Genomic DNA, 11,121 nt, shown 5'->3' on the forward strand with positions numbered 1-11,121 from the left:
AATTGGTAAGTATTTATAATGTGCATTGCTTATTATACTAAGAAGATAAATATTCTTTAACAGGTTCCCATTGAATGAAGAGCATTACATCCAAAGGCATCGCGATTCGCTTCGTTTTCGCTTTATTACTTGTATTATTGAGCTACAACCCAAGCACCTTTTCTTATTACCACTGGTTGCTCTCTTCTATATCAGAACCAACACCCTGGTTAGCCTTATCAGCAGTCGCCTTAATCATTGGCTGGGTTATTTACGTTAGAGCTACGCTAAAATCTTTAGGGCCCGTCGGGCTCACCCTCGCAGCGCTGCTCGTCGCGATTATTATCTGGGCATTAATCGATATTGGCTTAATTAGCATAAGTGAACCCAGTGCTTTCGTCTGGTTATTAGAAATTTTTATATCTGCAATTCTATGTTTGGGCATGAGCTGGTCTCATATTCGGCGCAGGCTATCCGGACAAGTTGACGTAGACGAAGTCTAAGCACCTTTTAGCACTATTTATATATACGGAAATAATGGAGCAAACTCATGTTGAATAAGAAAATCGTAAGCCTTACTGTTCTAGCATCCTTAACCAGTGCTTGTATGACCTATGACCCTTATACCGGTGAAGAAGAAGTATCAAGCGCAACGACAGGCGCAGTGACCGGGGCAGTCGCGGGAGCACTGATCGGGGTTGCAACCTCGAGTAAGTCTGACCGAGGCAAAGGCGCACTTATTGGTGCCGTTGCCGGTGGCGCTATTGGTGGTGGTGCGGGTTATTACATGGACCAGCAAGAAGCAAAACTAAGGCACCAGCTAAAAAATAGCGGCGTAAGCGTTAAGCGTGTGGGCGACGAAATAATCTTAGTGATGCCTGGCAACATTACCTTTGAAACGGGTAAGTCGGATTTACAGGCCAGTTTTGAGAAAATCATTCATTCTGTATCACTGGTCTTAAAGGAATTTGATAAGACTGCAATTGAAATCACCGGGCATACAGACTCCACTGGCGCGCTATCGTTTAATCAGACTCTCAGCGAACAGCGTGCTAACAGCGTTAAGTATGCACTCCAGACTCGTGGCATTGCCTCTGGGCGCATTCACTCTTCGGGTAAAGGGCCACGCTTCCCAGTTGCTTCTAATGACACTGCCGAAGGCCGTCAGGCTAATCGCCGTGTAGAATTAAAGCTACTTCCTTTAGAAAGCGCAGGAAAGTAAAGCCGTCACTTATCGCAATAAAAAAGGGCGCTCATAGCACCCTTTTTTATTCGTAATTTGCGATAGAACTACAAAATTGCACCTAAGCCTTTCTGTAGTAAACCACCAATATCGATACCTGAACCTTGCTCATCAGATGACTTAGAGTCTCCAGAGAAATATTCAATGGCCATCTGTGCGAACTTCAGCACCATATCCGGGCTCAAGCCTAAGGCTTCAAACTGTTTTGTGACTTCTCCTAGCGCGCCTAGTGAACCTGATGCGCCACTTACTTTAGACAGTATGCCACCTAAGCCCGCGCCTGAGCTATCACCCAAACTCGGCGCAGCCGCCAACATACCCTCAATACCAGGAATGCCTTCACTCAAAGAACCAAACTCATCGCCTGAAAGAGTTGTCTGCGCCAACTTTAACAAAGCACCCATTCCACCTTCAGCCTGGTCACTAGAAACTCCCAACCCTTGAGTCAAAGTAGGCAATAACCCCATCGCCATATCAACCATAGAACCCGTCTCAGATGCTTCTGCTGGCACCTCTTCACTCGCAGCTTTTGCTACTTCATTTGTCATGGTAGTTTGAGCAACTGGAGCCGCCTCTTTCTTACCAAAGATCGAGTCAAAAAAGCCCGCGGATGCTGTGCTGGCAGAGCTTAGCATTACTGCAAATAAAAGTGTTTTCTTCATATCGTTCCCTATTGTTATTACTCAGTAAAAATTATGATGAGCTGATGCTATCACAATTTTTCCCTTCACCCTCCTTCAATCAGGCTACCTTGCAAATTATTAACCTGCTAAAAGTTTAGTCGGCTATAAAGTGCCAGTAAGTCTATTGCTGGCTCCGTTTTGCTTGGCTATAAACTGATTATAAGCACTCATCACTGCATTCAAAGATGCCGTAACAATATCCTCATGAATCGCCACCCCCGAGAAGCGCTGGCCATTGATGTTGACCTGAACATAGGTCACTGCTTCAGCATCGGTCCTATGATCAAGCGCATGTTCAGAATACTCCAATACCTTCATATCACACGAAAATTGCGCATTCATGGCATCAACATAAGCATCCATCAAACCATGTCCCTGACCTGATACATTCACCGAACCTTGAGCAGTAAAGATCTGGGCCTCGATACTGTCATGCGTTGAGCGCTTCATCTCAAAAGGCCCTAGATGCACTGGAGACTGCTGTTCAATATATGTTTCCCTGAAAAGCGCCCAGATTCTATCGGAATCAACTTCACCTCCGCTAAGCTCCGCTTCTTTTTGTACTGCTGAGCTAAATTCCACCTGTAACCAGCGAGGCAAATTCAAGCCATAATCACGCTCTAGGCTATATGCGATACCGCCTTTGCCCGATTGCGAGTTAACACGAATAACCTCCTGATAACTACGCCCCAAATCAGTCGGGTCTATCGGCAAATAAGCAACTTGCCATGGATCTTCTTTTTTACGCACAGACAAGCATTTTTTAATCGCATCCTGATGACTGCCAGAAAAAGCGGTAAACACCAAGTCGCCAGCGTAAGGGTGTCGAGGGTGAACATCTATTTGTGTACACGCCTTAACTGTATGGATAATTTCATCCATATCAGAGAAGTTCAATTCAGGGTCGATACCTTGGCTATACAGATTCATCGCCATGGTAATGACATCCATATTTCCCGTTCGCTCGCCATTCCCCATCAAGGTACCCTCAACTCGTTGGGCTCCGGCCATAACAGCTAGTTCTGCTGCAGCCACACCACAACCTCGATCGTTATGGGTATGCACGCTCAAGATAATAGCGTCTCGACGTTTAACGTGACTTCCAAACCACTCAATTTGGTCAGCAAAAACATTCGGCGTAGACACTTCCACCGTGGCAGGCAAATTAATGATACAGGGCTTTTCTACACTTGGTTGCCACACATCAGTTACCGCATCGACGACTTCTACCGCGAAATCGACTTCTGTCCCGGTAAAGCTCTCTGGTGAATACTGGAAAACCCATTCTGTTTCTGGCGCTTTTTCTGCTTCGCCTAGAACCTTTTGGGCACCCGCTACGGCGATATCAATAATACCTTGCTTTCCAAGCTTGAAAACCTGCTCCCGCTGTACCGTAGAAGTGGAGTTATAAACGTGAACAATCGCTCTACGCGCACCTTTCAAAGACTCAAATGTCCTCTCGATTAACTCGGGCCGTGCCTGGGTCAAAACCTGCAAAGTTACATCATCCGGGACCTGTTGCTCTTCAATCACCCAACGAACAAAGTCAAAATCAGGCTGCGATGCCGCTGGAAAGCCGACTTCAATTTCCTTAAACCCTACCTTGACCAGCAACTTGAACAAGCGTTTTTTCTGCTCAACTGACATGGGTTCTATCAAGGCTTGGTTTCCATCCCGAAGATCGACACTTGACCAAATCGGCGCACGCTCAATATGCTGATTAGGCCACTGGCGCGAGGGCAACTCTATACGAGGAAAAGCCTGATATTTACGGTGGTCAAATGACATCGCGATGCTCCTATACCTTACATTTCTAGAGAGATGAGTACTGCTCAACAATAGGGATATTATATGCGTCAATATGTAGTTATAGATTGCTTTTATTTCTTATTTGAACCAGAATTAAGCAATAAATAACCTTTTAAGCAACCTTTATTAGCATATATATCTAACCCTATGATCAAGATTGATAGAACTGACCGGCGCATACTTGACGCTCTACAGAAAGATGGAAGGATCAGCAATCTTGAATTAGCTGAAAAAGTCGGCCTATCACCCTCTCCCTGCTCACGAAGAGTCAAACAACTAGAGGAAAGCGGCCTCATATCTAAAACCGTCACTTTATTAGATAGAGAAAAGTTGGGGCTAAAGCTCACAGCTCTAGTACAAATCAGTATGGATAGACATACTAACGACCGCTTTGATACCTTTGAGGAAACATTGAGCGATTGCCCGGAGGTACTCTCATGCATGCTAATCACCGGGCAAGCTGCGGACTATATGATTGAAGTATTGGTGAGTGACATGGATGCCTATCAAGCTTTCCTCTTAGGCAAACTAACACGCATACCCGGCGTTACCGGTGTTCATTCCAGCTTTGTACTAAGAAAGATTATCGATCGAACTTCTGTTCCCTTGAACCATCTGGCCTAAGCCCGCTGTCTTTTTCCAGTTCACAGAGATAAAATGCCACACAATTCAACTGTAAGGACTATATGAGGAAGCTATGAGCGATAAAGTCGTTGTTATCTATTCCGGCGGAATGGATTCATTCACCCTGTTAAATCAAGCGATTGCTCAAGGTAAGAAAGTTTACGCCCTGTCTTTTAACTATGGTCAAAAGCATTCTAAAGAGCTTCACTACGCACAGAAGGTATGTGACGACTTAGGCCTGCCTCATAAAATTGTCGACATCACCGCAATCCATCAATTATTACTCGGCTCCTCACTCACGGATGACATTGAAATCCCTGAAGGGCATTATGAAGAAGAAAGCATGAAATCGACGGTGGTCCCCAACCGTAATATGGTAATGCTTTCTCTTGCGATCGCTTATGCAGTTTCAATAAAAGCCAGTGCCGTCTACTACGGCGCCCACGGTGGTGATCATGCTATTTATCCGGATTGTCGCCCTGAGTTTATCGAAAAGATGGATGCGGTTTCTAAAATCGCTAACTACGAAGCGGTTGATATTATTGCACCTTTTCAGGATATCAATAAGACAGAAATACTGAGCAAAGGGCTGGCAATGGGACTTAACTACGGTAAAACCTGGACATGCTATAACGGCAGAGAAAAGGCCTGTGGCAAATGCGGTGCTTGCCAAGAGCGACTCGAAGCGTTTTCAGAAAATAGCGCTGCCGATCCCCTTCCCTACGAATAATAACTAACAAGGAAAGCTTATGGCTCGTTATGCCATCGGTGACGTTCAGGGCTGCTATCAAGCACTCACCCGTCTACTCGACCAGATATCTTTTGACCAGAACCGTGACGAACTATGGTTCGCAGGAGACCTTGTAAATCGAGGCCCCGACTCGCTTGACTGTCTGCGCCTGATCAAAAGCCTGGGTAACCAAGGCGGACATCCTGCCAAGGTTATTCTTGGTAATCATGACCTTCACTTATTGGCTACCTACTATTTAAAGCGCCAGCCTAAAAGAAAAGACACCTTTGCTGAAATTTTTGCAGCAGATGACTGCCATGAATTGATGACCTGGTTACGCCATCAACCTCTAATGATATGGGATAAAGAGCAGAAGCTTGCAATGAGTCACGCCGGCATTCCTCATATATGGTCAACAGAGCAAGCCTATCGTTACAATCAAGAAGTTTCCAATGAGTTATGTCGCGGAGATTACGAAGCATTCTTTGACCTGATGTATGGCAATGAGCCCGCACTCTGGTCTGAGCACCACACGGGCATGATGCGCCTGCGTGCTATTACAAACTACTTTACCCGCATGCGCTTTGTTAAACAAAACGGTGCGCTCGACTTTGCCGTCAAAGAAACCCTCGACGATGCCCCCGATAACTATGTCCCCTGGTTCAGCCTGCCTCGGCCCGACAACACCATGCTAATATTCGGACACTGGGCGGCACTCTCGGGTAATACAGGGCTCACTGGCGCAAACAAAGACCAATTTCAAGCTATCGATACCGGCTGCGTCTGGGGTGGTTCACTTACTGCTTTAAACATCGATACTAAAGAAAGGTTCGCTTATGAAGCCTAATTCCCAGCTTATGATAGGCGCATTGCTATGCATGCTAGCAGTGATCTTGGGTGCTTTTGGCGCTCATGGCTTAAAAGCGATGATTAGCGAGCGCATGCTAGAAGTGTATCAAACGGGTGTTCATTATCAGATGTTTCACTCATGCGGGATTCTAGTGGTCGGGATATTGAGCCTGTTCAAGGAAGCTTCCCCTCTGCCACATTCGCAAAAGCTTTTAAACGCAAGTTATAGCTTCTTCCTGCTTGGCATCATAGTGTTTTGTGGTAGTCTCTATGGGCTTGCATTCAGTGAGGCATTTACTGGCGAAGCAGTCCGTCTCTTAGGGGCTATAACGCCTTTTGGAGGCCTGAGTTTTATTGCTGGTTGGCTGTGTCTTTTTCTAGCCTTTAGAAAAGCCAACTAGACCGCGTTATATAGATATACCCTGGTGGAAAACGACAATGATGATAAACCTGAATGGCGAACCCTATGAGCTAAGCACTTCACTCAAGCTGAGTGAACTGGCACAGCACCTGGATCTCGAGGGAAAACGCTACGCCATCGAAGTAAACGAAGAAATAATTTCCCGTAGTGAACACGATACCTACGAAGTAAAAGAAGGTGATAAGGTAGAAGTGGTCGTCGCAATTGGCGGTGGCTAGACATCTGAAGACCTTCTTTCAAGATTAGAAAAATCACTCAATATATTAGCACGCACTACAACCCAAGCAGCAATTAGAGTACAGCTATGACAGATACAACGAATATTAATACGCCTTTAACCGTTGCCGGTAAAACCTACCAATCTCGCTTGTTAGTTGGCACGGGAAAATACAAAGACCTGGAAGAAACACGCTTGGCCATAGAGGCTAGCGGTGCTGAAATTGTCACCGTTGCCGTTCGCCGCACCAATATCGGCCAGAACAAGGACGAGCCCAACCTACTTGATGTTATTTCACCTGATAAATACACCATCCTGCCCAATACTGCGGGCTGCTATACCGCTAAAGATGCAGTGCGAACATGTAAGCTCGCACGCGAACTATTGGGTGGACATGACTTGGTAAAGCTTGAAGTACTAGGCGATCAAAAGACTTTATTTCCTGACGTAACAGAAACATTGATCGCAGCAGAGGAACTGATAAAAGACGGCTTCAAGGTCATGGTTTATACCACTGACGATCCACTTGTTGCTAAACGCCTTGAAGAAATGGGCTGTGTTGCGGTCATGCCTTTGGGTGCTCCGATTGGCTCTGGCCTTGGCATTCGTAACCCCTACAACATCAAGCTAATTCTCGAAAATGCGAAGGTGCCAATATTAGTTGATGCTGGTGTTGGTACAGCCTCAGACGCAAGTATCGCGATGGAGCTAGGTTGTGATGGCGTACTCATGAATACAGCAATTGCTGCAGCTCAAGACCCTATCCTAATGGCCCAGGCTATGCGCCTGGCAGTAGAAAGTGGTCGAGCGGCTTATCTTGCTGGCCGTATGCCACGTAAGTTATACGCTTCAGCCTCTTCGCCAATAGAGGGCTTGATCGTCTAGTCATATTGACTCAAGATAGACCTTAATACTTATTTAGTGATTATTTATAGGAAACGCTGAGAATGCCGGACCAGCCGACAAGCAATACCCCTAATAGCAAGACAGAAAAAAGCAACAAGCCTAATCGTCGCCAGCAAATTCTGGAAGTGCTGGCTCAGATGCTTGAGAAGAATCCTGGCGAAAGGATCACAACCGCTAAACTTGCCAAGGAAGTCGGCGTCACTGAAGCAGCGCTATACCGACACTTTCCCAGCAAAGGGAAGATGTTTGAAGGCCTGTTAGAATTTATAGAAGAGTCGGTATTTACACGCATCAAATTGATTACTCAAGAAGTCCCTGGAAGCATTGAGCGACTTCAGCGGATCGTAATCTTTATATTGGCTTTTGCTGAAAAGAACCCCGGTATGTGTTCTTTATTAGTAGGCGGTGCATTGGCGGGTGAAAAGCCAAAAATTCGACAGCGTTCTGCCCAGTTCTTTGATCGTCTTGAAACTCAGTTACGCCAAATAATCCGAGAAGCTGAAATTCGCGAGCAAAAGAGACCTCGCCTAACCGGCAGCAGTGCAGCGAGTTTGCTCACTTTAAATATCGAAGGTCGTATCCACCAATATGTGCGTAGCGAATTTAAGCGTAGCCCTACGCAAGGTTGGTCAGCACATTGGCCCATGCTTGCTAGTAGTTTATTCCAGAGTGACTAAGCTATCCGCCTCAATAAGCTCTCCCTTGTAGCTTATTGAGGCTCTTCAACCCTCACAGGATTTCATTTATCTTCCAACCGAGTTCTACCACTCGTTAAAGCTACAAGGTTTAGCCAAGCTAGAATTAGTTGCCGTTAGCCAGTTGTTAATCCTAACAAGCGCCAATTATCAGCGATTTTCCCAGTACAAAGAATAAGCGAAATACATTGCCTTTCTTTACAGGTGCTATACCCTAAGTAGTACTCCGTTTTGTCATTTATCCTCGATACCTGGCTCAGCGCCACTCTGTGCTAATTATCTATAAAGATATTTAGCGCAAATACGAAGGCAGCCAAATGACAGACTTACGCTTGTGCTACCAAACCATTGAGTTTGGTAAGACCGATATTCATCTCTGTACACTCCGTGACAGACAGCAATTTCATGATCCGGAAGGCATCGCTGAGAAACTGGGCATCAGCTCTGCAGCATGGCCCATCTTCGGTGTCATCTGGCCTTCCAGTATGGTGCTCGCACACTTCATCTTTAACTACACTATTGGTGATAAAAGGGTCCTGGAAGTTGGTTGCGGCATGGCTTTATCGAGTTTATTACTAAATAAGCAGCACGCCGATATTACTGCCACTGACTACCACCCTGAAACTGAAAAATTCTTACAACGAAATACCGAACTTAATAGCGACGCCGACATCACCTTTGAACGTATAGACTGGGCTAAAGATAATGATAGCTTAGGCCTTTTCGACCTGATCATTGGTAGCGATATATTATATGAAGACGAACACATTAGCTTATTAGCTAATTTCTTTGAAAGACACTCCAAGCCAACAAGTGAGGTCATTTTGGTAGATCCTGGGCGCGGCAAAAAAAACAAACTCAGCAAACGAATGATTGACTTTGGTTTTAGCTCAAGCCACTTTAAGCCTGAGCATACCGACTATTTAGAGGGCCAGTTCAAAGGCCATATTCTAAAGTTTTCACGCTAGCCGTAGGCTGCGCTACTCAGGTCAAAGCAGAGCTAATGCCACATAATCTTCAACGCAAGGTAGGGCGCAACAAAAAACACCAAAGTCATGACTTTGTACTGGCTTAGAAAGCTAAGATAAACAGGGGCCAGTTGCTTTTCCTCAAGATCAAACATCTTGCTGTGTATCGATGTAATGGCCTCTTTGAAAAATACCACCGCGATACTAGCCAGAGACAGATAAGCAAGATTAATCAAAACCGCCCAACCTAATAGTTCAGTAAGTTGCGTAATTGTCATCCCTCAGCCCTCCTATTACTTTGTAAATACAGAGAAAGCAGAAGCTTCCTAGGCCTTAATCAGGCACCACGCAGTATTGCTCTTCGAGGTGCCTGGTAGCAAAAACGGCAAGTCTTACTTAACAATATTCATCAGGTGAACATCGAATACCAGTACCGCGTTAGGCGGTATTGCTGGCGGCGAGCCCATTTCACCATAGGCTAGCTTAGAGGGTACTACAAAGCGCCACTTTGAGCCGACAGGCATCATTGATAAACCTTCCGTCCAACCGGGGATAACCTGATCTAATGCAAACTCAGCGGGTTCATTTCGGGTAATAGAGCTGTCAAAAACCTGGCCATCAATGAATGAGCCGTGATAGTGAACGCGTACAGTCTGATCAATACTAGGCTTATCGCCCTCTGCACTTTCCAGAATTTCGTACTGTAGACCTGAGTCGGTAACTTGTACGCCTTCTCGCTTGGCATTTTCATCTAAGAAAGTTTTGCACAAATCCTGATACTTCTCGGTACGATCTTTCTCGAACTGCATGCGCTTTTCTTTAATCGTGTCATAGGCTTCGTTGAGTTCGCTTTCGGACAAAGCCGAAGGTTCACCATTAAAGCATGCTCGCAAAGCCTGAATCGTTGCTTCAATATCCATTCCCTCGAAGCGGTTCTTTTGCATCTGACGGCCAAACTGCCATCCAAATCCATAGCTCACTTTCTGCTCGAACGATTGAGGTTTATCTTCAGTCTTCTTTGTCATATCTCTATATCTACTAGTCGTTAAGTTTGTTACTTGCCAATCGAAATGGTCAGTAGGGTAATATCTTAGATGTCAGCTGCCACTTCCAATTCCTCTAATCCCTTCTGTACATAATCCAGCAAACGCTGCATAGACGGCAAGGTGCGGCGGCAAGCCGTAAAGCCGAATTCTAACTGATCTACATAACTGACCAAAGTAATATTCAAGGCAATACGATCCAGAGGTATTGAAACGGGATACATCCCCTCTAGCTGCGCACCATTCCAATACTGTGTTTTCTTTGGCCCTGGTACATTAGAAATAACAACGTTGAATGCCTGAAGTTTTTCCGACAAACCCGTTAACATATTCAAACCAGCGGGTGCCAAGGTCAAAGCGGTATAATTGATCGCTTCTTCAAGCGACATCTGTGAGTATCGCTCTTTGGAATCTTTGACCGAATTTTTTACCATTTCCAAGCGTTTAGCTGGGTCAGCAACATGGGTTCCCAGGCTAGCAAGGATCATCGCAATTTGATTTCCCGCCGCACTATCATCTCGGCGCATAGACATTGGAACCATCGCAACTAAGGGTTTAGTGGGTAAGGAATGTTGACTAATTAAATAATTACGTAAGGCACTACCGCAAACAGCCAACACAACATCATTCAGTGTGGCGTCCATTTTCTTAGCCAAGGTTTTAAAGCGTTCTATTGGATATGACTGCGCTGCAAAACGACGCGAGCCTGTTATTGGCTTATTTAGAATACTGTTCGGCGCCTGAAACACAGAGACATAATCTGGATTAGATCGTGCCTGCCCTATAGCATGACTCACTTCTTTAATAAGCGTCGGCACCGTAGAAATTTGCTTCCCGGCCTCACCGACGATATTTGCCAGACTCTGCGCAATATTGGCATTATTAATATTTTCTGGACGGATCTTCTTCACTTGAGGCAAGGCCCACAAAGGCGGTAAACCACGAGCTTCAGGG

The 11,121-nt window shown here is 45.5% G+C and carries 15 protein-coding genes; 10 read left to right on the forward strand and 5 right to left on the reverse strand.

The genetic code is table 11. The annotated features are described in order from the left end of the window. The first annotated feature begins 74 nt into the window (after positions 1–74). A complete protein-coding gene (locus tag A3729_RS16770) occupies positions 75–482 on the forward strand; it encodes a DUF6524 family protein (RefSeq protein ID WP_068553254.1) in 408 nt (135 codons plus the stop codon). Between the two features lie 47 nt (positions 483–529). After that, complete coding sequence (locus A3729_RS16775) at positions 530–1,201, forward strand: OmpA family protein (RefSeq protein ID WP_156490355.1); 672 nt, start codon at positions 530–532, stop codon at positions 1,199–1,201. Between the two features lie 68 nt (positions 1,202–1,269). Here the strand turns inward: A3729_RS16775 and A3729_RS16780 are convergent, their stop codons facing one another. Together A3729_RS16780 and leuA are read right to left on the reverse strand one after the other, a co-directional pair. Next, positions 1,270–1,884 carry a DUF2780 domain-containing protein gene (locus tag A3729_RS16780; protein WP_068513472.1) on the reverse strand — a complete coding sequence of 205 codons (615 nt, stop codon included), beginning with the start codon at positions 1,882–1,884 and terminating at the stop codon, positions 1,270–1,272. A 123-nt stretch (positions 1,885–2,007) separates the two neighbouring features. Further along, positions 2,008–3,693 (reverse strand): 2-isopropylmalate synthase, encoded by a 1,686-nt coding sequence (gene leuA, locus A3729_RS16785; RefSeq protein WP_068513469.1) that lies wholly within the window; start codon positions 3,691–3,693, stop codon positions 2,008–2,010. A 168-nt stretch (positions 3,694–3,861) separates the two neighbouring features. Between leuA and A3729_RS16790 the strand changes: the two genes are divergently transcribed. The 8 genes from A3729_RS16790 (at position 3,862) to A3729_RS16825 (ending at position 9,124) form a co-directional block, all read left to right on the forward strand. Then, on the forward strand, positions 3,862–4,338 hold the full coding sequence (locus A3729_RS16790; RefSeq protein WP_068512117.1) for an Lrp/AsnC family transcriptional regulator: 477 nt from the start codon (positions 3,862–3,864) through the stop codon (positions 4,336–4,338). Between the two features lie 73 nt (positions 4,339–4,411). Beyond that, entirely contained in the window at positions 4,412–5,068 is a 657-nt protein-coding gene (gene queC, locus A3729_RS16795; protein WP_068512115.1) for a 7-cyano-7-deazaguanine synthase QueC, read from the forward strand. 19 nt (positions 5,069–5,087) lie between these two features. After that, positions 5,088–5,915, forward strand: coding sequence for a symmetrical bis(5'-nucleosyl)-tetraphosphatase (locus A3729_RS16800; protein WP_068512112.1), 828 nt, complete (start codon positions 5,088–5,090; stop codon positions 5,913–5,915). Beyond that, positions 5,905–6,318: a DUF423 domain-containing protein gene (locus A3729_RS16805; RefSeq protein WP_068512109.1), complete on the forward strand. Its 414-nt coding sequence runs from the start codon at positions 5,905–5,907 to the stop codon at positions 6,316–6,318. The genes A3729_RS16800 and A3729_RS16805 overlap by 11 nt, the downstream gene beginning before the upstream one ends. A gap of 37 nt (positions 6,319–6,355) precedes the next feature. Continuing rightward, positions 6,356–6,556 (forward strand): sulfur carrier protein ThiS, encoded by a 201-nt coding sequence (gene thiS / locus A3729_RS16810; RefSeq protein WP_068512106.1) that lies wholly within the window; start codon positions 6,356–6,358, stop codon positions 6,554–6,556. A gap of 86 nt (positions 6,557–6,642) precedes the next feature. After that, on the forward strand, positions 6,643–7,440 hold the full coding sequence (locus tag A3729_RS16815) for a thiazole synthase (protein ID WP_068512104.1): 798 nt from the start codon (positions 6,643–6,645) through the stop codon (positions 7,438–7,440). Positions 7,441–7,502: 62 nt separating this feature from the next. Further along, positions 7,503–8,138, forward strand: coding sequence for a nucleoid occlusion factor SlmA (slmA, locus tag A3729_RS16820; protein WP_068512101.1), 636 nt, complete (start codon positions 7,503–7,505; stop codon positions 8,136–8,138). Positions 8,139–8,473: 335 nt separating this feature from the next. Next, entirely contained in the window at positions 8,474–9,124 is a 651-nt protein-coding gene (locus tag A3729_RS16825; RefSeq protein WP_068508015.1) for a methyltransferase, read from the forward strand. Positions 9,125–9,156: 32 nt separating this feature from the next. Here A3729_RS16825 and A3729_RS16830 read toward each other — a convergent pair whose 3' ends face one another. The 3 genes from A3729_RS16830 to A3729_RS16840 all read right to left on the reverse strand — a co-directional run. Beyond that, on the reverse strand, positions 9,157–9,402 hold the full coding sequence (locus A3729_RS16830; protein WP_068512097.1) for a DUF6868 family protein: 246 nt from the start codon (positions 9,400–9,402) through the stop codon (positions 9,157–9,159). A 114-nt stretch (positions 9,403–9,516) separates the two neighbouring features. Continuing rightward, positions 9,517–10,149 carry an FKBP-type peptidyl-prolyl cis-trans isomerase gene (locus A3729_RS16835; protein WP_068512094.1) on the reverse strand — a complete coding sequence of 211 codons (633 nt, stop codon included), beginning with the start codon at positions 10,147–10,149 and terminating at the stop codon, positions 9,517–9,519. A gap of 65 nt (positions 10,150–10,214) precedes the next feature. Continuing rightward, a partial coding sequence (locus A3729_RS16840) for a WS/DGAT domain-containing protein (protein WP_068634101.1) occupies positions 10,215–11,121 on the reverse strand: 907 nt, incomplete at its 5' end.

It is taken from the genome of Oleiphilus sp. HI0043, from assembly GCF_001634935.1.

What these genes read in the sequence shown, in the direction of transcription:
- A3729_RS16770 (WP_068553254.1), top strand. Translation starts at nt 75, where the DNA reads ATGAAGAGCATTACATCCAAAGGCATCGCGATTCGCTTCGTTTTCGCT.
- A3729_RS16775 (WP_156490355.1), top strand. Translation starts at nt 530, where the DNA reads ATGTTGAATAAGAAAATCGTAAGCCTTACTGTTCTAGCATCCTTAACC.
- A3729_RS16780 (WP_068513472.1), bottom strand. Translation starts at nt 1,884, where the DNA reads ATGAAGAAAACACTTTTATTTGCAGTAATGCTAAGCTCTGCCAGCACA.
- leuA (WP_068513469.1), bottom strand. Translation starts at nt 3,693, where the DNA reads ATGTCATTTGACCACCGTAAATATCAGGCTTTTCCTCGTATAGAGTTG.
- A3729_RS16790 (WP_068512117.1), top strand. Translation starts at nt 3,862, where the DNA reads ATGATCAAGATTGATAGAACTGACCGGCGCATACTTGACGCTCTACAG.
- queC (WP_068512115.1), top strand. Translation starts at nt 4,412, where the DNA reads ATGAGCGATAAAGTCGTTGTTATCTATTCCGGCGGAATGGATTCATTC.
- A3729_RS16800 (WP_068512112.1), top strand. Translation starts at nt 5,088, where the DNA reads ATGGCTCGTTATGCCATCGGTGACGTTCAGGGCTGCTATCAAGCACTC.
- A3729_RS16805 (WP_068512109.1), top strand. Translation starts at nt 5,905, where the DNA reads ATGAAGCCTAATTCCCAGCTTATGATAGGCGCATTGCTATGCATGCTA.
- thiS (WP_068512106.1), top strand. Translation starts at nt 6,356, where the DNA reads ATGATGATAAACCTGAATGGCGAACCCTATGAGCTAAGCACTTCACTC.
- A3729_RS16815 (WP_068512104.1), top strand. Translation starts at nt 6,643, where the DNA reads ATGACAGATACAACGAATATTAATACGCCTTTAACCGTTGCCGGTAAA.
- slmA (WP_068512101.1), top strand. Translation starts at nt 7,503, where the DNA reads ATGCCGGACCAGCCGACAAGCAATACCCCTAATAGCAAGACAGAAAAA.
- A3729_RS16825 (WP_068508015.1), top strand. Translation starts at nt 8,474, where the DNA reads ATGACAGACTTACGCTTGTGCTACCAAACCATTGAGTTTGGTAAGACC.
- A3729_RS16830 (WP_068512097.1), bottom strand. Translation starts at nt 9,402, where the DNA reads ATGACAATTACGCAACTTACTGAACTATTAGGTTGGGCGGTTTTGATT.
- A3729_RS16835 (WP_068512094.1), bottom strand. Translation starts at nt 10,149, where the DNA reads ATGACAAAGAAGACTGAAGATAAACCTCAATCGTTCGAGCAGAAAGTG.